This is a genomic window from Paraburkholderia sp. USG1, assembly GCF_031570135.1.
GTDB lineage: Bacteria > Pseudomonadota > Gammaproteobacteria > Burkholderiales > Burkholderiaceae > Paraburkholderia > Paraburkholderia dioscoreae.
This window is the reverse complement of the sequence record NZ_JAMWXW010000041.1, coordinates 39,555-63,308: the sequence shown is the minus strand read 5'-3', so window position 1 is coordinate 63,308 and position 23,754 is coordinate 39,555. Positions and strand designations below refer to the sequence as shown.

Annotated in this window: 21 protein-coding genes and 2 pseudogenes; 12 read left to right on the top strand and 11 right to left on the bottom strand. The window is 60.1% G+C overall.

Going from position 1 to position 23,754, the window contains the following annotated elements; translation table 11 throughout:
* The first annotated feature begins 141 nt into the window (after window positions 1-141).
* On the top strand, window positions 142-1,944 hold the full coding sequence (locus NE850_RS35400) for an HAD-IC family P-type ATPase (protein ID WP_310700087.1): 1,803 nt from the start codon (window positions 142-144) through the stop codon (window positions 1,942-1,944).
* A gap of 81 nt (window positions 1,945-2,025) precedes the next feature.
* Here the strand turns inward: NE850_RS35400 and NE850_RS35395 are convergent, their stop codons facing one another.
* Together NE850_RS35395 and NE850_RS35390 are read right to left on the bottom strand one after the other, a co-directional pair.
* A complete protein-coding gene (locus NE850_RS35395) occupies window positions 2,026-3,111 on the bottom strand; it encodes a lysylphosphatidylglycerol synthase transmembrane domain-containing protein (RefSeq protein WP_007179024.1) in 1,086 nt (361 codons plus the stop codon).
* A gap of 139 nt (window positions 3,112-3,250) precedes the next feature.
* Window positions 3,251-3,814: a universal stress protein gene (locus tag NE850_RS35390; protein ID WP_310700086.1), complete on the bottom strand. Its 564-nt coding sequence runs from the start codon at window positions 3,812-3,814 to the stop codon at window positions 3,251-3,253.
* A 394-nt stretch (window positions 3,815-4,208) separates the two neighbouring features.
* Between NE850_RS35390 and NE850_RS35385 the strand changes: the two genes are divergently transcribed.
* Both NE850_RS35385 and NE850_RS35380 read left to right on the top strand, forming a co-directional pair.
* Complete coding sequence (locus tag NE850_RS35385; RefSeq protein ID WP_197740202.1) at window positions 4,209-5,594, top strand: glutamate decarboxylase; 1,386 nt, start codon at window positions 4,209-4,211, stop codon at window positions 5,592-5,594.
* A 27-nt stretch (window positions 5,595-5,621) separates the two neighbouring features.
* On the top strand, window positions 5,622-7,142 hold the full coding sequence (locus NE850_RS35380; RefSeq protein WP_165184646.1) for an amino acid permease: 1,521 nt from the start codon (window positions 5,622-5,624) through the stop codon (window positions 7,140-7,142).
* Between the two features lie 112 nt (window positions 7,143-7,254).
* On the opposite strand, the gene NE850_RS35375 is transcribed toward NE850_RS35380, so the two are convergent.
* The 5 genes from NE850_RS35375 to NE850_RS35355 form a co-directional block, all read right to left on the bottom strand.
* Window positions 7,255-7,806 carry a general stress protein gene (locus NE850_RS35375; protein ID WP_310700085.1) on the bottom strand — a complete coding sequence of 184 codons (552 nt, stop codon included), beginning with the start codon at window positions 7,804-7,806 and terminating at the stop codon, window positions 7,255-7,257.
* 77 nt (window positions 7,807-7,883) lie between these two features.
* Window positions 7,884-8,099: a hypothetical protein gene (locus tag NE850_RS35370; RefSeq protein ID WP_310700084.1), complete on the bottom strand. Its 216-nt coding sequence runs from the start codon at window positions 8,097-8,099 to the stop codon at window positions 7,884-7,886.
* A gap of 107 nt (window positions 8,100-8,206) precedes the next feature.
* Entirely contained in the window at window positions 8,207-8,440 is a 234-nt protein-coding gene (locus NE850_RS35365; protein WP_165184656.1) for a hypothetical protein, read from the bottom strand.
* A 94-nt stretch (window positions 8,441-8,534) separates the two neighbouring features.
* Entirely contained in the window at window positions 8,535-9,341 is an 807-nt protein-coding gene (locus tag NE850_RS35360) for a PRC-barrel domain containing protein (RefSeq protein ID WP_310700083.1), read from the bottom strand.
* A 75-nt stretch (window positions 9,342-9,416) separates the two neighbouring features.
* On the bottom strand, window positions 9,417-10,007 hold the full coding sequence (locus tag NE850_RS35355; RefSeq protein ID WP_165184664.1) for a YSC84-related protein: 591 nt from the start codon (window positions 10,005-10,007) through the stop codon (window positions 9,417-9,419).
* Between the two features lie 458 nt (window positions 10,008-10,465).
* Here NE850_RS35355 and NE850_RS35350 point away from each other — a divergent pair, with 458 nt between their 5' ends.
* On the top strand, window positions 10,466-11,305 hold the full coding sequence (locus NE850_RS35350) for a HAMP domain-containing sensor histidine kinase (RefSeq protein WP_310700082.1): 840 nt from the start codon (window positions 10,466-10,468) through the stop codon (window positions 11,303-11,305).
* A gap of 360 nt (window positions 11,306-11,665) precedes the next feature.
* Entirely contained in the window at window positions 11,666-12,385 is a 720-nt protein-coding gene (locus NE850_RS35345) for a Crp/Fnr family transcriptional regulator (RefSeq protein ID WP_310700081.1), read from the top strand.
* Window positions 12,386-12,779: 394 nt separating this feature from the next.
* Here NE850_RS35345 and NE850_RS35340 read toward each other — a convergent pair whose 3' ends face one another.
* The 3 genes and pseudogenes from NE850_RS35340 to NE850_RS35330 all read right to left on the bottom strand — a co-directional run.
* Window positions 12,780-14,240 (bottom strand): tyrosinase family protein, encoded by a 1,461-nt coding sequence (locus NE850_RS35340; protein WP_310700080.1) that lies wholly within the window; start codon window positions 14,238-14,240, stop codon window positions 12,780-12,782.
* A 728-nt stretch (window positions 14,241-14,968) separates the two neighbouring features.
* Window positions 14,969-15,214 (bottom strand): hypothetical protein, encoded by a 246-nt coding sequence (locus NE850_RS39575; protein WP_405044918.1) that lies wholly within the window; start codon window positions 15,212-15,214, stop codon window positions 14,969-14,971.
* 235 nt (window positions 15,215-15,449) lie between these two features.
* A pseudogene (locus tag NE850_RS35330) lies at window positions 15,450-15,750 on the bottom strand (IS5/IS1182 family transposase); the annotation flags it as partial.
* Window positions 15,751-15,787: 37 nt separating this feature from the next.
* Between NE850_RS35330 and NE850_RS35325 the strand changes: the two are divergent.
* The 6 genes and pseudogenes from NE850_RS35325 (at window position 15,788) to groL (ending at window position 22,157) form a co-directional block, all read left to right on the top strand.
* A complete protein-coding gene (locus tag NE850_RS35325) occupies window positions 15,788-17,233 on the top strand; it encodes an IS1182 family transposase (protein ID WP_310700079.1) in 1,446 nt (481 codons plus the stop codon).
* Window positions 17,234-18,166: 933 nt separating this feature from the next.
* Window positions 18,167-18,415: pseudogene (locus tag NE850_RS39570) on the top strand (acyltransferase family protein); the annotation flags it as partial.
* The gene (locus tag NE850_RS35315) at window positions 18,372-19,091 is read left to right on the top strand and encodes an acyltransferase family protein (protein WP_405044917.1); all 720 of its coding nucleotides are present in this window, start codon (window positions 18,372-18,374) and stop codon (window positions 19,089-19,091) included. The pseudogene NE850_RS39570 and the gene NE850_RS35315, both read left to right, overlap by 44 nt.
* Before the next feature lie 287 nt (window positions 19,092-19,378).
* A complete protein-coding gene (locus NE850_RS35310; protein ID WP_310700076.1) occupies window positions 19,379-19,735 on the top strand; it encodes an SGNH hydrolase domain-containing protein in 357 nt (118 codons plus the stop codon).
* 437 nt (window positions 19,736-20,172) lie between these two features.
* Window positions 20,173-20,463, top strand: coding sequence for a co-chaperone GroES (gene groES / locus NE850_RS35305; RefSeq protein ID WP_007178996.1), 291 nt, complete (start codon window positions 20,173-20,175; stop codon window positions 20,461-20,463).
* A gap of 53 nt (window positions 20,464-20,516) precedes the next feature.
* Complete coding sequence (gene groL, locus NE850_RS35300) at window positions 20,517-22,157, top strand: chaperonin GroEL (RefSeq protein WP_310700075.1); 1,641 nt, start codon at window positions 20,517-20,519, stop codon at window positions 22,155-22,157.
* A 187-nt stretch (window positions 22,158-22,344) separates the two neighbouring features.
* On the opposite strand, the gene NE850_RS35295 is transcribed toward groL, so the two are convergent.
* Window positions 22,345-23,205 carry a hydroxymethylpyrimidine/phosphomethylpyrimidine kinase gene (locus NE850_RS35295; RefSeq protein ID WP_165184685.1) on the bottom strand — a complete coding sequence of 287 codons (861 nt, stop codon included), beginning with the start codon at window positions 23,203-23,205 and terminating at the stop codon, window positions 22,345-22,347.
* 289 nt (window positions 23,206-23,494) lie between these two features.
* Here NE850_RS35295 and NE850_RS35290 point away from each other — a divergent pair, with 289 nt between their 5' ends.
* Window positions 23,495-23,665, top strand: coding sequence for a rubredoxin (locus tag NE850_RS35290; RefSeq protein WP_007178992.1), 171 nt, complete (start codon window positions 23,495-23,497; stop codon window positions 23,663-23,665).
* The last annotated feature ends 89 nt before the right edge of the window (window positions 23,666-23,754 follow it).

Sequence of the window (23,754 nt, the reverse complement as noted above, 5' to 3'; positions counted from 1 at the left end):
TCCACCGGACCCGATGCCGGATACAGCCCTCACGCTCGTATCCAAGACCACCCAGAAAAGCCAAGCCTCACTTCCATCTTACGTACAAACTTGCTTGAGGGAGTGGGGCTTAAGTTGAGAGCATTGCGGCGCGGAGAGGCATTGGCACTCGTGACGGCCACCGGTACGCACACGCGTTTTGGCCGGACCGCGGAACTGGTCCGTACCGCGCATATAGCGAGTTCTCAGCAAACAGCCGTGCTGCTGGTGGTCCGCAATCTCGCCGCATTCAGCGTGGCCGTGATCGCGTTGCTGGTGGGCTACGCGTTATATCTGCACATGCCGCTCGCCGACATCGTGCCGTTGATCCTGACAGCGGTGCTGGCGTCGATTCCCGTTGCGCTGCCCGCTACCTTCACGCTGTCGGCCGCGCTCGGCGCGCGTGCGCTCGCGGCGCAGGGTGTGCTGTCGACCCGGCTGTCCGCCGTCGATGAGGCCGGCACGATGGACGTGCTGTGCGCCGACAAAACCGGCACGCTGACCTGCAATGCGCTGACCGTGAGCACCGTTGCGCCGATGCCGGGCTTCGACATGAACCGCGTGCTGATACTGGCGGCACTGGCGAGCGCTGCCGGCAGCCAGGATCCCGTCGACAAAGCGATTCTCGATGCGGCGGCGCGCGTTGCGCCTACTCCCGAGGACAGCGTACTGAAACTGGTCGCGCTCAAGCCATTCGATCCGTCGACCAGGACGTCCGAAGCGAGCGTCAGCGATCCTTCGCATGCGATCCAGCGGATCGTCAAAGGGGCATCCGCAGCCGTGATCTCGCTTTCGCAAGCTTCGCCGGAGGCCGCGGCGCGGACGGCGGAACTTGAAGGGCAGGGCCTGCGCGTGCTGGCGGTAGCGGCGGGCACGGCCGATGCCTTGCAGGTGGTTGGACTCGTCGCGCTGAGCGACCCGCCGCGCGCCGATTCGGCTGCATTCATCGAGGAATTGCACGGGCTCGGCGTGCGCGTGGTGATGGTATCGGGCGATGCCCCGGCCACGGCCGCGAGCGTCGCGCAGGCAATCGGACTCACCGGTCCGGTTTGCCCGCCGGGCAGCATGCCCGATCGGGCCGACCCGCAGTCGTTTGCCGTGTTCGCCGGTGTCCTGCCGGAAGACAAATACAAGCTCGTGAAGGCGTTCCAGCAGACCGGCCATACCGTAGGCATGTGCGGTGACGGCGCCAACGACGCGCCCGCGCTGCGCCAGGCTCAGATCGGCATCGCGGTTTCGACCGCCACGGATGTTGCCCGCTCTGCCGCCGGCATGGTGCTCACCGAAGCCGGGCTGGGCGGCATCGTCACGGCGGTCACGGAGGGCCGCCTCACGTTCCAGCGCATCCTCACCTACATGCTGAATTCGGTCCTCAAGAAGATCGCCACCGCGTTCATGCTGGTGATCGGCCTGCTGGTTACCGGGCACGCCATTCTGACTCCGCTGCTGATGGTGATTCTGATGATCGCGGGTGACTTTCTCGCGATGTCGCTCACCACCGATCGCGTCGAGCCGTCTCCGTCGCCGAATGTCTGGCGCATTTCGAATCTGACCGTGGTCGGTGTGTTCGTCGGGTTCGCGCTCGTGGCGTTCTGCAGCGGTGTGCTCGCGCTCGGCAAGTTTGCGATGGGCCTGAATCTCGACGCCTTGCGCACACTGACCTTCGTGCTCCTCGTGTTCGGTGGGCAGGCCACGTTATACGCGATCCGGCACCGGCGGCACATGTGGGGTACGCGGCCGAGTGTGTGGGTGATGGCGTCGTCGGTTGCGGATGTGCTGATTGCCGCCGGCCTTGCGATCGGCGGAATCGCGATGACGGCGCTGCCGCCGATGCTGATTGGCGGGGTGTTGGCGGCCACAGTGGTTTTCGCTTTCGTGCTCGCGGCCGCCAAAATCCCGCTGTTTGCGCGGCTGAAGATCAGTTAGACGTTGCATGAATCCGCGCCGCGTGTGGTGTCGTGTCGCGTCGTGAATGGACCCGATCACCTCGAATGCGATCCGCGCCGCCTAATGAAGCCGAATCTCCCGGCGAGCCAGCCAGATGCCGGGCAGCATCGGTAGCCAGAAGGTCAGCGCGCGCAACAGAAGCGTGGCGGCGAGCGCCGCCTCCACCGACACGCCGAGCAGATTCAGCATTCCCACGGAGGTGGCTTCGAAGGTCCCCAGGCCGACCGGAATCGGACCGATGGTGGCCACCATCGACGCAATGATGAAGCTCACGAACACGACCCAAAGCGGCGGCACTTCGCCGATCGCATTGAACGCGAGCCAGAGCGTCAGGGCATCGCAGACGAAGATGGCCAGTTGCAGCCCGACAGTTTGCAGTAGCAGGCGCGGGCTGCGTAGAAGATGAGTGGGCGCGTCGGTCAATTGTCGAAGCAGGGTGGTGACGCCCAGCCACTTGCTGAGCCACGCGATCGGCGCACGTTGGCCCCATTGTTTGAGTCCCAGCACGGCGGCCGGCACCGCTACGGTGACCACTACGAAGACCGCCACGCCGATGACCAATGCCGTGTTCAGCCGGTGCTGCCACCACAGCATGCCGGCGCTTGCGAGCACCACGAGCAGATAGGCGATGTCGTAGGACACCATGCCGACCAGCATGGCCGCCATCGCTATTCCGGCCGGGACGTGCCGGCCGGTCAGGCCACGCACCACCAGCATCGTGCCGCTGATGCCGCCGCTCGGCAACACCTGATCCGTGAATACCTTGGCGATGCCGAGTGGTGTCAAGGTGCGCAGGGACAGAGGATGTCCGGCCTCGCGCAAAGTCTGGCGCCATACGAACGCCGCGCTGACATACGTGCCGCATTGAACGGCGAGTGCGACCAGCATCCAGCCGGGGCGCGCCGAGCGTATCAGTTCGGCCATCTTCTGCAGTGAGCCGAGGTGCAGCACCACCAGGATGACGGCGATACAGCCCATCACTCCGACGACCCAGACCATGACTGAGCGCAGCCGCGATGTTTTGCCGAGCAGGCCAGGCGCGATACGCACGAGGCCGGTCTCGACGCCAGGCTTCGCCGGGGGCGGCAACGCGCCGCTTTCCGGCATGAGCGGGGTGCTGGCGGAGCGGCGCTGCGGAGTGCTCATGGGTCGGGACGCAATAGAAGGTGCTGCAGGAGTGCGAGCCCGGACGCGTAGCCGCGTTTCGCTCCAGCGCCGAAATGATTCTAAAGCAGACTGCTCGCGGGATGGCGGGCGGTATGACCGGCGAGCGCGCCCGAGTCGATCATTGCGGCTGGGCGTCGCCACCATGCATGTGGCCGCCGCTAACGGGCAATTCGTACATCGCCGCGGCGACGTCGGCGTGTCCCGGTCGCGCGGCCTGCACGACCGGGGTCTGCGCTTGCCGGCTCGGCACCAGCAATACCGGCAGGCCCGCACTGCGCACCACGCGCTCGGCCACGCTGCCTAGAAACAGTCGCTTGAAACCTCGTCGGCCATGTGTGCCGAGCACCAGCAGGTCCGCATTGAATTCGTTGGCCGAAATGCGGATCCGCTCCGAGATGTCTTCGCCGATCGGCGCGACCTCGACGATGCGCGGCTCGCCGGCCACGTTCTCATGTTTCATGCGCGCCAGTGCATCCGCCAGCAACTGCTGGCCTTCCTGCATGGAGGCGTCGCGCAAGGCGGTCGGATCGTAGCCGGACGCGTCGTACGCCATCAACGGGTTGTCGATGACATAGAGCGGCTGCAATTGTGCGCCATTGTCGCGAGCGAGTTGCAACGCGGTGTCGAACGCATGTCCAGACGTCTCGCTGCCATCGATCGCTACCAGAATGCGTTTATACATATTGGCCTCCAGGAATTCGTGCGGACCGCGAGCATCGTCGCCGGGACTGGATTGCCCGCGCCCGGCGCGCCGCAGTCCGAACCTTGCCGTCGACGACGACGGGCTTCTGCAGACATTTTACTTCGCCGGTCACGGAATTCGACAGCGTAACAGCCGGTCGGAAACAGCGCGGTGAGTGGCGCTACCTTGCGCTCAATGACGGCGTAACGCAATGAACGCATGGCCGCGACGCCGCAATGCGGTACGGCACCGTACCGACTTCGATCGCCGTGGCGCGCACCGTGGGCGTGGAAGTTTTTCTGCCGACCTGACATCTTCATTTCATTCGCTCCGGTATTCGTCACGGGATCGTCACGAGCCGGGCGCGCTCACTTCAAATCAGGAGCTTCACGCCATGACTTTTCTCAAATCACCACCGCCCACGCCCGAGGACGTCGCCGATGAATACGCCGCGACGATCTCGGGTTCATCGCTGCCCAAGTACCGGATTCCGGAGGCGTCGTCCGATCGCCGCGCGGTATTCGATCTGGTGCGCGACGAACTGTTCATGGACGGCAATTCACGGCAGAACGTCGCGACGTTCTGCACCACGTATGCCGACGACGAAGTGCGTCACCTGATGGATCTGTCCATCGACAAGAACATGATCGACAAGGACGAGTATCCGCAAACGGCGGAGATCGAAATGCGCTGCGTGCACATGCTCGCGGATCTGTGGCATGCCAGCAAGGCATGGAAGACCACCGGATGTTCGACCACGGGTTCGAGCGAAGCTTGCATGCTCGGCGGTCTCGCGCTCAAGTGGCAATGGAAAAAGCGCAGGGAGGCGCAGGGCAAGCCGACCGACAAGCCGAACTTCGTGTGCGGCCCGGTGCAGGTGTGCTGGGCCAAATTCGCCCGCTACTTCGACGTCGAGATGCGCCAGGTGCCATTGCGCGGCGACGCGACCGGGCTAACGCCGGAAGATCTGGCCGAGTATTGCGACGAGAACACGATCGGCGTCGTAGCCACACTCGGCATCACCTTCACCTGCGTCTACGAACCGGTAAAGGCGCTGGCAGGCGCACTCGACGCGTTGCAAGCCAATGTCGGACTGGATATTCCGATTCACGTCGACGCTGCCAGCGGCGGCTTCGTCGCGCCGTTCATCCAGCCGGACCTCGAATGGGACTTCAGCGTGCCGCGCGTGAAATCCATCAACGCGTCGGGCCACAAATACGGACTCGCGCCGCTCGGGGTCGGCTGGATAGTCTGGCGCAGCACTCAGGATCTGCCCGACGAACTGATTTTCCGCGTCGATTATCTGGGCGGCGACATGCCGACGTTCGCATTGAATTTCTCCCGTCCGGCCGGACAGATCATCGCGCAGTACTACATGCTGCTGCGCCTGGGCCGTGAAGGCTACCGACGGATCCAGCAGGAATGCGCCGACACCGCGCAGGCGCTGGCCGACGGGCTGGCGAAGATCGACCAGCTGGAAATGATCTACGACGGGCGCGGCGCGCTGCCGGCTGTCTGCTACAAGCTGAAGCATCCGGAAACAGCGGGCTTCACGCTATTCGACCTGTCCGATCAGGTACGCATGCGCGGCTGGCAGATCGCCTCGTACGAACTGCCGGCAGGGCGCGAGGACACCATCGTGCAACGCGTGTTGATCCGGCGTGGTGTGACGCGCGACATGGCGGCGATGCTGCTTGAGGACATCAGGCACGCCATCGGGCATCTGACGAAGAATCCGGTGCTGCATTCGAGCGCCGGTCCGACCTTCCACCACAATTGATATCGCCTGTTCACAGGGGCACACGAAATGGACAACACAGTCACCGCCGCGGCCGCACCGCCGGCAGCGGATGCCGCAAAACGCGGCAAATATCTGAGCGTGACGGCGATCGGTCTGATGACGGCCGCTGCCGTGGTCACGAGTCTGCGCGGACTTCCTTTGCTGGCGAAGGAGGAGATGACGATGTTCGTCTATCTCGCCTTCACCGTCGTTTTCTATCTGATTCCCGCGTCGCTGATTTCCGCCGAACTGGGCGGCGCGTTCGCCGACCGGCCCGGCGGCATCTACACGTGGGTCGCGGAGGCGTTCGGCACGCGCTGGGGTTTTCTCGCGATCTGGCTGCAATGGATCCAGAACGTCGTATGGTATCCGGTTGCGCTGACCTTCGGCGCGGCGGCGCTCGCCTATACGATCGGCCGGCCGGAACTGGCGAAGAACGGCGCCTATGTCGGCATCTTCTGCATCGTCGCATATTGGCTCGCGACGTGGGTCGTGCTGCAAGGCGTCGAAGTCTTCGCGAGGATCGCCAACTGGACCTTCGTGATCGGCACCATCGTGCCGGGCCTCGTGCTGCTCGCGCTGCTGGGCTACTGGATCAGCAGTGGACACCCGCTCGGCTGGCAACACCTGAACGATGCGGCTCTCTCGCAAGACGGTCACGCGCGCTTCTGGCCCGCGATTCACGGCTTCGGCACGATCTCGTTTCTGGCCGGCATCATGTTACTGTTTGCCGGTGTGGAGGTGCAGGCGGTTCATGTGATCGACATGCGCAGCCCGAGTCGCGGTTATCCCGCGGCGATCGGACTGGGTGCGCTGATTTCGGTGCTGATTTTCGCACTCGGCGCGCTGCCGATTGCAGCGATCTTGCCGTACGAGAAGATATCGCTGCAATCCGGCGTGTTCGACGCATTCAGCGCGGTGCTGGTGGACATCTGGCACATGAACTGGGCTGTGTCGGCGTTGTCGCTGCTGGTCGGCGTCGGAGCGATCAGTGGTGTGCTGGCCTGGCTCGGCAGTCCGTCGCGCGGCCTGCTTGAAACCGCGCACGAAGGCGAATTGCCGCCGATCCTTCAGGCGAAGAATCGCAAGGGTATGCCCACTCATATTCTGCTGGTGCAAGGTCTGATCGTGACGGTCATTTCGTGCTTCTACTTCGTGATCCGTGATGTGTCGGTCGCATTCTTTCTGATCTCCGCCATGACGATCGCGCTCTACCTGATCGCCTACATGCTGATGTACGCGGCGGCGATCCGGCTGCGCTATTCGGCACCGGCTTTGCCGCGCCCGTTCACGGTGCCCGGCGGTTTTGCCGGCATGTGGCTGACCGCCGGCATCGGCTTTGCCGGGGTGCTGTTCAGCTTCGTCGTGTCGTTCTTCCCGCCGGATCAGTTGCCGGTCGGTTCGCCCTGGCTTTATACGGGACTGGTCGTCATCGGCATTGTGGTGTTCGCGGGGATTCCCCTGATCATCCACCACGTGCGCCGCAGCGATTGGGCGAGCGTGCATGACGCGCCGCGCGTTCCTCCGGCCGTGATCCCGGTGGAATAGGTGCGCGCGGGCGTCGCCATGTCGGGTGAGCCAGGTGAAGCTGCCTGACTGGACCTCGGGTCAGCGTGTCCATGAGTGTCCATAAGCAAGGCCTCTCCTGGCTGCCGGGCCGTCAGGCGGTTTCGTGAGTGGTGGCTGCGGTGGGCGTGAGTCCTTCGTGCGAATCGAGGCGCGTGGGTTGATGGAGCGCGAGAACGGCCTTTGCGCGCGCCATTTCATCAGGCGTGCCGTGACCCATCACGATGAATCCGTCGGCCTTGATGGCGGCCTCGTAATGGATCACGCTGTCCTTGGGCAGCCCCATATGCACGAGCGTCGCACCCAAAGCACTGAGGGCGCCGACAACGACCGCCCCTTCGACAGCCGACACGATCATGACGGCGAGATGACCCAGCACGACGACCGGGCCGAGCACCGGAATAGTCAGGAATACGCCGCCCATCAGCAAGCCCCACAGGCCGCCCCAGAACGCGCCGTATTTGCCCCACATTTTCATGCGGTCGCCGACCGTGTAGAGACCGACGATCTTTTCCTCGGTGTGATAACCCTTGCCGATCACACTGAAATTCTTCATGTCGAAGCCGCCGTCTATCAGCTTGCGCACGGCGGCGTCGGCATTATGGTGGTCATCGAAGACCGCGATTACGACATCATAGGGAGTCATGCGGGTTGTCCTTGAAAGATGAGCGGTACGCAGACCATTGCGTCATGCACAATGGGGATTGAAAGTGCGGTGGTGTGCTATTTCAGACTGTTGAGCTCGGCACGCGCAAGCGCTTCGACCGATTCCCATGCGAGATCTTCGCGTTCGAAAACGGCGTCGAGTTTGATGAGTTCGTTGCCCTTGGGTGCGCCCTTTGGAACGATACACACGCTTGCCATCCATCCATCGGCAATATGATCCTCGACGCTCATGTGAGCGTCGTGTGTCGTGCTTGAAATGATTCGGTCTGCCATAGCGCCGTCCGTCTGATTGAACGACAGCCAGACGGGCGTCGTCACTGCCGGGTAAAGTTTGTGTCTGTTCGCGTTTGCTTGCGTTTCGTCAATGACCGTCGGTGTTGCTACATCCCGAACTTATGTTCCGCAATGTATTTGTCGCCGTACGCAAGGGCAGCCGCATAGCCTTCCTCGCTTGTCGAAAAAACGCCGACCTCGTAGTGCCTGTCAGTCGAAGGAAGCGTGCCCTCCACCGCATGCCGAAGGTGAAAATCGAATGTACCGTCCTGCAGTTCCTGACATTCGGGGGTAAATGTATGAATACGGGCCTGGTATAACTTCTGAATGTTTTGTCTCATGACCTGCTCCCGCGTTTAATGCTTCCGGATACTTTCGTTTTCGATCGATCCGGCACTGTCCGGATTGGACGAGGACCGTGGTCCGCGCGGCGCCTCATTGCGATGGGATTTTCTCGTCGCCGGCACCCGGCCAATATCCCTGCCGGTCATAAAACCGATGCAGATCGACTTCATAGCGCCGGCCGACCGGCATCGAGTCGTCATAAGCCGGGCTCTTCCTGATGACGTCGCGCATCAAGGCTGTCGATACGGTCGAATCGAACCAGTCTACTCCGTCTATCCAGCGAGTCGCGATCAGCACCGCTTTGCCGCCGGGCCACCAGTTGCGCGTCTCCACGACCAGGTAGCGAATCGCCCAGTCGGTGTCGTCATAGATGAAATCGGATACGTGACCGATGCTGCCGTCGGCGGTTTTGAGGTGATAGCCCTTGACCTCGTTCGTGCTGCGCAGATGAACGTCGGGTTGCGTGTCGTTCGCTGGCAAGGTTGGATCTGGCTGCTCGTCGGGCAGGGCGTCCGGCGCTACACCTGTTGGATCATAGGCCGGGTAGGCGCCCATGCCCCACAGGTTAGGACCGCCCCAATAAGTCGGATAGCTGTAGTAGTGCAGATATTCGATCTCGTGCTGCCGCGACACCGGCTTGTGGGTGTCCAGTATCGGGCTGTCGCTCACCTGCTGTCGCGACAGGCTGACATGCACGATATCCGATCCAGGGTCGGTATGTTCCACCGAATACGGCGAAACCAGCACTTGCCGGTCATTGAGCCAGTCGCCCGTGTCGACCACCAGATAACGCACACCCCATGACTCGTCGTCGAAATAAGCCTGAATGACTGGGCCGATGTCGCCGTCCAGCGCGCTGACGGTGCTGCCGTGCAAGTCTTGTATGCTTCGCAACATGGTTTTTCCACTCTGTGTGTCGACGATGTGTGTCAACGACGAGGGGCGCGCATCGCGCGCTCCCCGGTTTGAATGTCAAAGCGACGCGAGCCGCGTGACTTTGGTGCCTTGCAGCGACGCACCCGCCATCAGGCCGGTGTTGGTCAGCACGAAGGCGTCGACCTGTCCGGTCGCCGTGCTGGTGTCGAGATCGCCGTTCGCACCGACTTTCAGCACGGCTACGGAGGCATCGCCGCCGGCCGACCAGCCGTCTCTGCTCCGGAAGCGGTTGAGCGAATCGTCGGTCATGAACAGGAATACGATCGCGCGCGATTGCGCGCCGATCTGCCAGCCGATCGAACCGGTCGCCGTACTGTAGTAGCCGACCGTGCGTCCGCCGACCCGCAAGGACCCTTCGCCATACTGGCCGCCGACCACGAAGCCGGCGTCGATCACGGAGGGGAACGTCAATACGCCGTGGGCCTTGCCGACCAGTTCGCGCGCGCCGCCCGCGAGCCCATAGACGCGCGTGAGAGTCGAGTCGACACCTGCATCGATAGAGCGACGCTTGTCCCTCTGCTCGCTACGGCTCACGTCGGATGAAGGAGTGGTGGTGCAGCCTGAAAGCACAGTGCCGAGTGCCAGAAGCGATCCGGGCGTGCCCCAGATAAAGGTTCGTCTAAGCATGATTTTCTCCCCGCTGGTCGACGATAAGAGACACGCTACGCGCCCGCGCGGGAGAATGCGGTACGACAACGTACAGACCGCTGTCTATGTTCGAACGCACAATCCACGTTGATCGTCGTGGCACGTGCCGGCTGTCGGACAGGTACTCGATCCGCTCGCGCCTGCACGGATCATCAGATCGGATGTCTTTGAAAGTCTTTGAAACCCGCGCGGTTTTGGCGTAATTCGGTCGCTCTTGCCGATCTGAACGCCACCGTACAGACTTACCGAACCGCATTTGCGACGCTGTCATTGCAATCTGTCCGCCATTCGTGGATTCCTGATCGCGTCAGGGCAGGTGTTGGCGAATCGTGCGGTGCCGGTGCTTTGCAAGCAGCCTGCTACCTTCTTGAATATCGGCCCGTGACACGCTTTTCTTTGCTCTTCGTCGTCCAGCGAGCCGCGAAATGGGGATCGAAATGTCAGCATATCTGACGTCCACCGAGTCGTCTTCGGGTGATTCTGTGTTGAGCGGTCTGGTGGTGACCGATGCAATGATGAAGCGTGGTTGCCGGGCATCCGCAGACGGTTTTCTGGCGGATGCGTGCGCGGCGGATCATTGCGTCGAAGCGCCACCGCTGAGCAATCAGGTTCTGGCTATGGTGGCACACGAGTTGCGCGGTCCGTTGACGCCGTTGCGGATGGCCAGCCAACTGATTCGCAACGCGTCGGCCGAGCGTCCGGAGATACTCCGGCTGATCGATATGATCGATCGGCAGGTCAACGGGATCGCACGGCTCGCGCAGGATCTGATGGATGCGACCCGCGTCGATCAGGGCGCACTCCGCCTCAACAAGGTCGACGTCGAGATCGCGACCCTCCTTGCCGACAGTTGCGAGATTACGGCCGCCGCCGCCGCTGCGAAGAATCAGGTTTTTACCGTGTCGATTCCAGACAGGACGTTGCGCGTTGAAGGAGATCCGCTCCGTTTGACGCAGGCCGTCAGCAATCTGCTGCACAACGCGGTGAAATACACGCCGACGCGGGGCAATATACGCATGACCGTGCTTGCCGAAGGCAACAATGTTGTCATCAAGATCAAGGACGATGGATCGGGAATCTCGCCTGTCCTGCTGCCGCATATTTTCGAGTTGTTCGCGCAATCCAGCAGAACGATCGGTTCCAGTGCGGGCGGCCTTGGCATTGGCCTCGCGGTCGTCAATGCGATTGCTCAGTCTCACGGCGGTACGGTTTCGGCCGCAAGTGCGGGCGCCGGTGAAGGCAGCGAATTCACGCTCAAGCTGCCGATCATCGTGTAGCCACATCTGCCTGCGCGTCTTTTTGGCAGCGTGCAGGCGAAGCGGACAATTGCCTTTCAGCCGATGAACCGCGTGGGACGGGCGAACCGAGCAAAGAATCTCGAAGTTCGCGCGATGCGCAATCCATATTGGGCCGTAACGCGATGCCATGCCAGGGCGCGAATCTGCGTCGAATACCGGCGCGACTTATAATCGACTATATAACGGCCAGACTTTGGGTCGCGCGAAGATTGCCGCCTCGCGTCGTGCTGCGGTATAGCCCGTCAAGGCCTTGGAGTATTCCTCCTTCTATCCATCTTTATCGTCAGGAAATCGTCGGCGAAAGCGGCGCGGTTCCGGGCGAGTTGCTGAGAGGGTGAAATGGCTCAAGGTCATCAAGAAAACGAAAATCATCTGCTGGCCGTGCTGCCTCAGCTGGAGTGGGAGCGCCTGGCGCCACATCTGGTGCTCATGGATATGCCGTTGGGCAACGTCGTCTACGAATCGGGCGATCGCCTCAATTACGTTTATTTCCCGACCACCTGTATCGTGTCGCTGCTGTATGTGATGGAGGACGGTGCGTCCGCCGAAATCGCGATTGTCGGCAACGAAGGGCTCATCGGCATCGCGCTGTTCATGGGGGGCGAGACCACGCCCAGCCGGGCGGTCGTGCAGAGCGCCGGCAAGGCGTATCGGCTCGATGCTCAAATCCTGAAAGAAGAATTTCATCGCGCCGGCCCCGTGCAGCGCCTTCTGCTTCGCTATACGCAGGCGCTGATCACGCAGATGGCGCAGACCGCCGTGTGCAATCGACACCATTCGATCGACCAGCAGTTGTGCAGGTGGCTTCTGCTCAGCATCGACCGCCTCTCTTCAAACGAATTGAAGATGACCCAGGAACTGATCGCCAACATGCTGGGCGTGCGCCGCTCCGGGGTAACCGAGGCCGCGCTTAAATTGCAGGACGCGGGGTTGATTCGCTACAGTCATGGCCACATCGAGGTACTGGACAGACCGGGGCTCGAAAAACGTGTGTGCGAATGTTATGGCGTGGTGAAGCGGGAGTTCGACAGATTGTTGCCTGCTTTGAAAGCCTTGTAGGAATTGCACCAATGGTCTTTGCAAAGTCATGGTATCCGGTCCTCGCTTGCTCCTGATGCTCTGGCCGAGTCGTATTTACACTTCACCGGGCGTTATGCCAACGCATGCGCCGTGGCGTTCGGCGCGAGTGACGCGCATCTGTTGGGCGCTTTGGAACTCCCAGCCAGAAACAAGAAACCGTCTCAAGTCGGCATATGGGCAAGCTGAACTCCATCGACTACGCGTTCAATATCCTCAGCCGCGAATTCGCGTCCGCGGCATGCCGTCCCGTAGGCATACTCGCGGCGCCTATACCGCCGCGCCAGTCGCCGGGACTTCAAGCGCATGCCGCTTCGAAATAACTTTCAACCTGCGTCGTTTTCGTCTACCCATCTTAGCCGCATGGCTCGATCCGCTATGGCGCATCCGCGCCCAGTTCGATTCGTATCTCCTGAATAGCAATCGCATTGCCGCTCGGCGAGCCGGCAGCATTGATACGCACGAACGAAACCACGATCTGGGACAGTTTGGTCACACCTTGCTGTGCCAGCAGATCGGTCACGTCGTAGTTCATCATGTTCATGCCGTGATGTGCCGCAGTCGAAATTTCAAAAGAGCCGAGCGTGCCGACGAAGTGCGGTGCCCCTGCGGCATTCACGTCTCCGGTAGCGGGCAAATTGATATACACGTTGTAGAAGAACCCCCCGGCTTTGGCCGCCTGCGAAATGGCTAAGCCGTCGAGAACGAGCTTCACGTACGGGAACTTCGTGGCTGGAGTCGCGGCCAGTGGGCTCGCAGTTGTTGCCGCTGACGAATTGCTCAGACCCACCGCAGGCGAAGTCGTGAGCACACTCTGCAGAGTGTTCGTGCTGGTTGCCTGAAGCGGAATGGTGGCGCTCAAGGAGTCGTTACCTAGCGACACGCTCCTCACGCCCCCCAACGACTCGCGCGTTGAGGACACGGTGCGTGGTGGGGTCGTCGTCAATGCGGCTACCGCCGGACGCGTCTGATTCAGCATGGTCTGTCCTTGCACACGAATAATCCTTCCTTCATGCGCCTGTGGCGGCAATACGGTGGGCATCTTGTCGTTGGCATAGTCGTATCCCAGCCCCGTCGTCGTGCGCGTTCGGGACTTGGTCATTGTCAGACCGCTTGCGTATGTGAAACTACCGTTCCAATAACTATTGTTCGCCGCGGGTATCTTGCTCGTCGAGCGCAGCGACCACGCGTTCCACAAGCGGTCGAGGTTGCAATGATGCAAATAGAAAATCGGATCTATCGGGGCCGTCGTAATGTCCCCCATATAACCGCCGATGATGTCGTGTACCGCATCATGCGGCACGCTCTCCAGAGAAGTTTCGAATGCGTTGCTCAGGCCACGTTGAAAGTTTGTCACGCTGGTTCTGAACGGATTCAGAGAGAGAGCCTGGTAGACGTTCGTGTTCACTCGCGAAACGTAGAGTGGATTGCCACTCGCATTATCCGTGAATTCTGACGGCATGACGGGATACGTATAGTAATCCCAGTACGGGAGAATCAGGCCGCTATCGCCGGATACGGTTCGCAACTGCTGCTCGAAATAATAGATATAACCGCGATGCCACGTCAGAAAATACGGCAAATCGTGAGGGCAATAATTGAGGTGAACGTTGACCCAGTACTGCCAGGATGCGGGCTTGGCGGAATTGGCATTGGCTTTCATCGTTTGAACCGCGTTAAGAAACGATGCGTAGTGCGGCGTAGCCTTGAACGCTTGCCATTCAAGTCTGATAGTAGTGGCCGTCGCTCCAATGCTTAGTCGGGGGAGTGAGGCAAGTGCGATTGCCGACGCGGTTCCCTGGACGAACACGCGCCGCGTGAATGGTGTGGAAACCATAGCTAACTCCCCTAGGAGTGAGAGGAAAAAACAGGCTGTTTCGGGTCCATCGCACGGTTACCTCAGCGACGGACTGGCTGCCTGAATGCGTAATTTTGAAGTATGGACTACTTCTCAAAAGATTCAACCTTACTTCTGAGGGACACACGAAATATTGTGTGCGCTAACGCACGTGTACCTGCGAGGCATGGACAGGTTTGCCGCAAATTTCGTTTCGCGATCGACCGACTTGGCATATCCGTTTTCATCACCGAGCATGAACCGTGGATGATGAGGGTGCGCAGATACCGGACTCCTCTCTGCTGGAGGCGACAACAGCGTTGTAGTGAGAGACCCCACGTCTCGAGTTTCCACGATTGTCCTGCGGGTCAGGTTCTCACGTAGCCATGCACGAAGTCGCTGCTTGATGATGGCGATCGGCGTATCGATGTCGACAAGCGGCTGCCGTTTTTCCCGAAGGGAATCTATCGGAGCCTTGGGGTGGGCGTGTGCGAGACATGGTAGAGGGTCCGGCATGGCCCGGTTCGTTGATGCACGCCTAACTGCCATTACTTCTCGGTACTTGCCCAGCAAAGCCCGTAAGCAGTTGGACTGGCGTGTCCGAATATAACTAGCGTCTGGCTTATGAAATGGAACGCCAGAACGACCTGCTGTGCTTCAGTCTTAACGTGCACGGCTCTCACACCCAAATGTTTTTTCAGCTGCCGGGATGGCGCGCACCGGCGATATCATTTTTTTTCACATACGCCTTGACGAGTTTGCCGGAACATCAGTTTTATCTCGTGCCCAAGTTCAATGAGGGTGGCGTTCCCTGTATTGTTTGAATTTCCGCCGTCTCCATCGGAATAAGGAAGGCTACGATTAGCGAAGTGCTCCAGGAACTTGCTGCGACGGAGTCGCCTGTCGAGGGCTTTGCCGGTATCCCCGCCTGTCCTGTGCAGCTGGAAGATCCGCTTGGCAATGTCTACGCTCAAGACTGTCGGTTCGACACTTTGCTATTCTTGGTAGGACGAGGTCTCGATGATGTGATGAGAAGGCATTCCTTCCATATTTATCGGCAAGCGCTACAAGGGGAATAGCGAACATAGGCGCTAATACCTATCTCCCGATTGGATTCATATGGGCGATAAAACCTGCTTGAGTGCGTTTCGCAGCGCAACGTTTGGTAGCGTCTATGCGAGTACTTGCCGTCACACCAGGTGGGCAGTGCCTCCTAAAGACCCCTTTCTTCATTGACGCCGAGGTAACTGGTTTCGGGACATACGGCGTAGTCCCCGCTAGTTGGCACGCCGGTGTCCGGAACACTGAAGTGGCCGCGGTCAGTCGCCACCCTCAACTTTGGCCTGCCCATCGCGCTCTTCGCAGAACTTGCAATTCCGCTGAGTTGCCCGTGATCGCTACCAATATTCGTCACCTCGTACTCGACGATCAGATGGTGCTTTGTATCCACGGCAACCTGCACGTTGTAGCTGGCGGTTTTGGTTCCAGAGTGTGTGAAAACGCATTGATCGCCTAAACTGAATCAACGCGCTGAGACTGGGTGACTCATGAAGCGATTCGTTGAAGGCGATGACCGCAAGCAGGTCGCACTACTTCCAGAATGTGTCGATGACTACATCGGACAGGACAACCCGGTCAGGGTCATAGACGCCTTCGTTGACGAGTTGGACCTTGCAGATCTTGGTTTCAACGGTACCACGCCAGCGATCACGGGCCGCCCGTCCTACCATCCAGGTGTGATGCTCAAGATCTATATCTACGGCTACCTGAACCGGATTCCTTCGAGCCGGCGTCTCGAGCGTGAATGTCAGCGCAACGTCGAGTTGATGTGGCTAACGGGGCGTCTGGCTCCGGACTTCAAGACGATCGCCGACTTTCGCCGCGACAGCGGCGCAGCCATTCGCAACGTATGCCGGCGTTTCGTCGAACTGTGTCGCGGACTGAAGCTGCTATCCAGTGACATGGTGGCCATCGACGGTAGCAAGTTCAAGGCGTCAAACAGCCGCGACAGGAACTACACGGCTAGCAAGATCGACAAGCGTCAGCAGCAGATTGAGGAAAGTGTGCAGCGATATCTTGACCTGATTGAGACCGCAGACCGGACCAGTCCAACGGGTTTCGATGTGAAGACCGTTCGCCTGTACGAGAAGATCGCCCGCTTGCGCCAGCAGATGCGTGAGCTCGCACAGGTCAGGAAGCAGTTAGAAAAGCAACCGGACAAACAGCTGTCGATGACGGATCCCGACGCACGTTCCATGGCAACAAGCGGAAGAGGCTCCGGCATAGTGGGCTACAACGTTCAGGCCGCCGTAGATACGAAGCATCACCTGATCGTTGAGCACGGAGTAACGAACGTTGGAAACGATCACGGCCAACTCAGCAGAATGGCGGTATCTGCGAAGGACGCGATGGGCAGATCGAAGCTGAAGGTGGTTGCTGATCGGGGTTACTTCAGCGGCCCGGAGATACGGGCATGCGATCTGAACGACATCAGCGCGTACGTTCCCAAGCCGCTCACCTCCGCATCGCGGAAGAAAGGTCTGTTCACCAAGGCCGACTTTGTCTATGTGGCAAAAAGCGATGTGTATCGATGCCCTGCTGGCGAGCGAGCCATCCTTCGATTCACGACCGTTGAGCATGATATGAATCTGCGGGTTTACTGGCCCAGCGCCTGCCCGCGTTGCCATCTCAAGGAACGATGTTCACCGAGCGACTATCGTCGCATCCGACGGTGGGAGCACGAGAACACACTGGAAGCCATGCAGCGCCGGCTCGACCGGAAGCCCGATGCAATGACCATCCGCCGAAGTACTGTCGAGCACGTCTTCGGTACGCTCAAGCACTGGATGGGTCCCGCACATTTCCTGACCAGGACGCTCGGGCGGGTGAGTACGGAGATGAGCCTTCAGGTGTTGGCCTACAACCTGAAGCGGGTCATGAACATACTTGGCGTTGCAGGGACGATGAAGGCCATGAAGATGGTTAGAAGCTAAGGCCCCGAGGGGCTTTGTTGTGCTCGCGATGTTCGATTAGTGCAAACTCGCCGTATCAAACTCGATCGACCTGACCGGCAATCGCGCGCTCAGCGGCAAAAATGGAGTTTCCACACACTCTGGTTCTCTTACCGCCGCTGGTGGTGGAGTGGGAATCCGAGTCGGTAAGCGACAGTTGTCCATCCGGTTCGTCCTTCAAATGCTGTTTGATCTGCTAGAGCTGACGCATCTGCTGACGCGACATCGCGATCGTCTGCTGCAGGCGCACGGCGTTACCATCGGAACCTGTTGGACTGGTCCGTCTATAGTTTCAATCATGTCGAGATATGACTGAGCGCTTTCCTCAATCCGTTGCTGACGCTGGTGACAGACCGTTACCCTCGAACTCGAGGATGAAGCCTGCGAGGACGCGCCGCCGGGAAACACTACATTGTGGCGTTTCGTCAGGATTGGCTCGGGGTCGTTGGCGAATAGCGGATTCTTCAGCGTAGCCTTAACAAGTTATCTATTTTTCGAAAGCTGTAGCGTCGAAAGAAAACCGGTGACCAAATTGCCGGTACTTTGCTCGACACTGGCCGTAAGTCATGTGCCGCCCGACGCCATTATGGATTCGCACTCTGCAATATTTCATACTTTCAGGCGATAGGCCGGCGGAAAACGCAGCTCACCGACCTATTTGGGGTACTGCCGTTAAACATACACTGCGAACATGCTTTAACTAACGCGTAGCGAAACTTCAGCTGGCCGACTTCGACGATTCGGCGATACACGCCATTAGACCGCCAAATTGGGCCGAAGGCGATTCGATCCAATCTTGCCAGGGTATGGTCGCGCGTAACTTTCGTTTGCGCTGCATCATTTGCGTGAGTGGCGACTGTCCGAATCAACCGAACATCCGGCGCGATCGCGGCCGTGACACGTCGAGGCGAAAACATGATGCAAAATCCGAGCTCTTCGGGGAAAAGCGGCGAATATATTGACCACATTGATGGCCTGCGCTTCGTCGCGGTGACGCTGGTACTGCTCTATCATGCCGACATGCTTGGGGTCTCCGGCGGCTTTATCGGCGTGGACATATTTTTCGTCATATCCGGATTCCTCATTACTCGCATCGTATTGAAGATGTCCCTTGACCGCAATGGGATCGTCCGTTTCTACACGAGTCGCTTCCGCCGCATCGTGCCGGCCTATCTCGCTCTCGCGGCCACAACCGGGATCGTCGCATCTTTCCTCTTTTTGCCTGTCCATTTGGATATGTTGCTCCCCGGGCTCGTCTCATGCATCGGCTTCATGTCAAACATCGTTTTCTACCGCGCGACGAGCTATTTTTCTCCAGACCCGCGCGTACAACCCGCTCTTGCATACGTGGTCGCTTGCCGTCGAATGGCAGTTTTATCTGCTCTACCCGTTCATCTTTATCATGTTTCGCCGTCTAAAGATTCGCGACGTGACGACGCTCGCGCTTATGGCGGTCACGTCGTTTGCCCTCTGCGCTGTACTGCTCGCCTTCTATAAGCTGGAGGCAGCGTTTTATCTATTGCCTACTCGCATGTGGGAGTTTGCTGTTGGTGGTTTGATTCCCCTCGTACCCGCCCGCAAATTGCCGCCTGCGCTTTCGCGACTCCTGGCTGCCGCCGCGGTCGGCGCCATCGCATTTTGCGTGTTGCACTACGACAGCGAGACGCTCTTCCTTGGCGCGGCGGCGCTTGCGCCATGCATCGCGACCGCGATCCTCATCCGCGAATGTGCCGACCCCGGGCCCGCTGCATTGGTTTTTGACGCTGTCGCCGGTCCGGCTGCTGGGCCAGGCATCCTATTCGATCTATCTGTGGCACCGGCCCATCATCGTGTTCCTTGACTACGGATTCTTTCACTTTACTTCGCATGCGGTCGCCTATCGGGCCGCGACGATCGTGTTGCTCTCCATTGCGACCGGGCTCGCCTCATGGCGATTCGCCGAATTGCCCTTCCGTCGGCCCGCCGGCCTCGTTGCCAGACGGCTTGCCTGGATATCGGGGCTCGCGACGGTGCCACTTTTGACTGCGGTCGTCATTGTCGCGACGGGTGGCATGCCACAGCGGTTCCCCGGCGTAGTGACACTGGTCTCCTCGGGTTCCAGCGACGTGGGGTATCTTCCGCTCCTGCATGACACATACAGCTCCGATCGACGGTAGCGCCCACGGGCTATTTGAGCTCGGCGAGTCTGACGCGCGGCGCACGTTCTTGCTGCTGGGCGATTCGCACGCAGCGGCGCTGGCCGAAGGACTCTCGGACCTTGCGCAGCGCGACGGCAAAGCCGGCGTGCTCTCGGTGGCGGATGGCTGTCTGCCGTTTCTCAGCTATCCGTGCAGCTACGCGCCCGCGCGCAAGCGCTGTGCACTTAACCAGCAGGCGATACCCGCCATGCTCACCACGCTAAAGCCTGACGCTGTGATCCTGCACGCCACGTGGCCCGCGTACTATCAAGCCAACCCGCGAGCCTTCAAGGCTGCGCTCACCTAAACGCTTGATTGGTTCGCGACGCAAAAGGTGCGTGTCTATCTGATCGGCGACCGATTTATGTTAGCGACAGGATGATAGGGATTTCCCTAGGATTGCGAGCACCGCGGTCACGTGCGCCCAAGCAGCGGTTGGAAAGGTTGCAGTGGCCGGCTCCAAGCGTGCGCCTCAGCAAGTGACGATCCGATTGCAATCTCTTGTTTTTGTTATGAATAATCTGCGGTGGCCGCGTTCCAATGCGGGCAGGGAGTTCAAACTTAAGTGAACAAAGTTCAAAGTTGAGCGAATCTCGACAATCCGCCTTCATCCCTTCTTGAATTTGTCACCACCCGTCCATATAATTAGCACTCGCTGCACGAGAGTGCTAACAACATCGCCGGTTGGCTCAGCCAGCCGGGTTTTCTCAGCGTTCTTCAGTCTCAATCAAGAGAGGAGTATGTATGAACCTTCGTCCTTTGCATGATCGCGTGATCGTCAAACGTCTGGATCAAGAAACCAAGACTGCGTCGGGCATCGTGATCCCCGAAGCCGCAGCAGAAAAGCCGGATCAAGGCGAAATTCTGGCAGTCGGCCCGGGCAAGCGTGACGACAAAGGCGCACAAATCGCCCTCGACGTGAAAGTTGGTGACCGCGTCCTGTTCGGCAAGTATGCAGGCCAGACCGTCAAGGTCGACGGCAACGAACTGCTCGTGATGCGCGAAGAAGACATCATGGCCGTGGTGCAGAAGTAAGCGCCAGTCGCTACTTTCCCGGTCATATCCCAGAGAATTCAAGGAGTTAGAAGATGGCAGCTAAAGACGTCGTATTCGGTGATTCCGCCCGTGCCAAGATGGTTGAAGGCGTGAACATCCTCGCGAACGCTGTGAAGGTCACGCTGGGCCCGAAGGGTCGCAACGTTGTCCTGGAACGCAGCTTCGGCGGCCCGACGGTCACGAAGGATGGTGTTTCGGTCGCGAAAGAGATCGAACTGAAAGACAAGCTCCAGAACATGGGCGCACAAATGGTCAAGGAAGTTGCTTCCAAGACCAGCGACAACGCAGGTGACGGCACCACGACCGCAACGGTTCTGGCTCAGTCGATCGTCCGCGAAGGCATGAAGTACGTTGCATCGGGCATGAACCCGATGGACCTGAAGCGCGGTATCGACAAGGCTGTGTTCGCAGCGATCGAAGAACTGCGCAAGATCAGCAAGCCTTGCACGACCAACAAGGAAATCGCTCAAGTCGGTTCGATCTCGGCAAACAGCGACTCGTCGATCGGCGACCGTATCGCTGAAGCGATGGACAAGGTTGGCAAGGAAGGCGTCATCACCGTTGAAGACGGCAAGTCGTTGCAAGACGAACTGGACGTTGTCGAAGGTATGCAATTCGACCGCGGCTACCTGTCGCCGTACTTCATCAACAACCCGGACAAGCAAGTCGCTGTGCTCGAAAACCCGTTCGTGCTGCTGCACGACAAGAAGGTTTCGAACATTCGTGACCTCCTCCCGGTCCTCGAGCAAGTCGCTAAGGCTGGCCGTCCGCTGCTGATCATCGCAGAAGACGTCGAAGGCGAAGCGCTGGCTACGCTGGTTGTGAACAACATCCGCGGCATCCTGAAGACTGTTGCTGTCAAGGCTCCGGGCTTCGGCGATCGTCGTAAGGCCATGCTGGAAGACATCGCGATCCTGACCGGCGGTCAAGTTATCGCTGAAGAAACCGGTCTGACGCTCGAAAAGGCAACGCTGGCTGAACTGGGCCAAGCGAAGCGTATCGAAGTGGGCAAGGAAAACACGACGATCATCGACGGCGCTGGCGAAGCTGCAACCATCGAAGCACGTGTGAAGCAAGTTCGCACGCAAATCGAAGAAGCTACGTCGGACTACGACCGTGAAAAGCTGCAAGAGCGCGTGGCCAAGCTGGCTGGCGGCGTTGCAGTGATCAAGGTCGGTGCTGCGACCGAAGTCGAAATGAAGGAAAAGAAGGCACGTGTCGAAGACGCACTGCACGCAACGCGCGCAGCTGTGGAAGAAGGCATCGTTGCTGGCGGCGGCGTCGCACTGATCCGTGCACGTACGGCAATCGCTGGCCTGAAGGGCGCTAATGCCGATCAGGACGCAGGTATCAAGATCGTGCTGCGCGCGATGGAAGAGCCGCTGCGCCAGATCGTCACGAACGGTGGCGAAGAAGCCAGCGTCGTGGTGGCAGCTGTTGCTGCTGGTACGGGCAACTACGGCTACAACGCCGCAACCGGCGAGTACGTCGACCTGGTTGACGCAGGTGTCGTGGACCCGACGAAGGTGACGCGCACGGCGCTGCAAAACGCAGCTTCGGTCGCTGGCCTGCTGTTGACCACCGACGCAGCTGTTTGCGAACTGCCGAAGGAAGATGCACCGATGGCCGGCGGCATGCCCGGCGGCATGGGCGGCATGGGCATGGACATGTAATTCCGGGTTGGGCCTCATCGCGAGGCTCGCGAGGGAAGACATGGGGAAGTGCGCTGAAAGGCGTGCTTCCCAAAGAAAAAACCCGCAGACATTGCGGGTTTTTTTGTGGGCGCTCGCCGCAGGCTGAAGCGCCCGGATCAGAAGGCGCGGCCGGCACTCCTGCGGCCGGCGCACCTCGTGCAAGCTCTCAGTGCCGCGCTTCGCCTGGCGCTGCGTCCTTGCCCGCCGCCGGCGGCGTTTCGTCGTCGCTGCTGCGCGCCCAGAAGAACCGGTCTGGCATATACGCGCCCATGCCCGGCCGGAACGCGTTACGCACGGCCTGATACAGATATTCCTGCGCCTCGCGCACGGCTTCAGCCGGATCCTGGCCGTTGGCCAGCAACGCGGCGATAGCCGACCCCAGCGTATCCGTCAGCCCCATGATCCGATGGCTGCCACGGTCCCACATGTCCTGGCGCAACTGGCCGTCTTCGCTGAACAGCGTGTTGACATGCCGGTGCGTGCCGGTTTCCGTTGACAGAATATATTCGCAGCCTTGCGACAGCAGATGCGAGATGGCAGCGTCGAGGCTCGGCGCTTCGGCGTCGCCGTCCGGTTGGGCGAGCGCGAGCAGCGTGGTCGCGTCGGCGACCAGCAGGGTGGTTTGCGGAGCGAGCAGATCGGCGATCGCTTCGCGCAGTTCGTCGGCGGAGAGCACGTGCTCGTCGTCGAGCGTGAAGTCGGGGGCGAGAATCAACGGGATGTCGTCGTAATCGGCCACGACCTCGGCAATCGCACTCACGACTTCCGCGCGCGTGCAGGCGCCCACTTTGAACGCGGCGATCGGCATGTCTTCGAGCAGCATCCGGGCCTGGGTCGCGACCACTTCGGGGTCGAGGCCGGTGACTTCGTCGCAGCTCGCCGAGTCTCGCACGGTGTAGCCCGTGAGCACGGAAACCCCGTGGCAGCCCATGCTGGCAAGGGTCATCAGGTCGGCTTGCAGGCCGGAGCCGCCGGTGGGATCGGAAAGGCCGAAGGTGAGGACGATCGGAGGCGTGTCGCTGGGCATGAAGATTGACTAAAAGAGGCTGAATTTGGGCGCAGAGGGTGCGCAATCGGCTCAATTATGCGGCCTAAACTGCCGCTGGGGCGTTTTTTCACATCCCGCCACGCATTGCGGTGGACCGGCGGCGGCCGGGCGCGGCATCGCGCCGCGATCGCTGTGACGGCCGCCGCAAACGGCATGGCCAAAGGCCGTCGCAGGCTACGATTGCGCGTTTCTGACTGCTAGGCATTAGGGCGGCAACACGGTACCATCATGGCTCCCGTTTCCACGGACTCTACGACGCGACACAAGAATGGAATATCAAAGCTGGATGTGCCTGATTTGCGGCTGGATTTACGACGAAGAAGCCGGTTTGCCGGAGGAGGGCATTGCGCCGGGCACCCGCTGGGAAGACGTTCCCATAAACTGGACCTGTCCGGAGTGCGGCGCGCGTAAGGAAGACTTCGAGATGGTCCAGATCTGAAGCGCGGAGGGCGGCCGGCATGCCGGTCCGGGGCTCGTGCCGCGTACCCAGGCGCGGCGTCGGCACGGTGTTTCGCGGCCGGCGTGGCG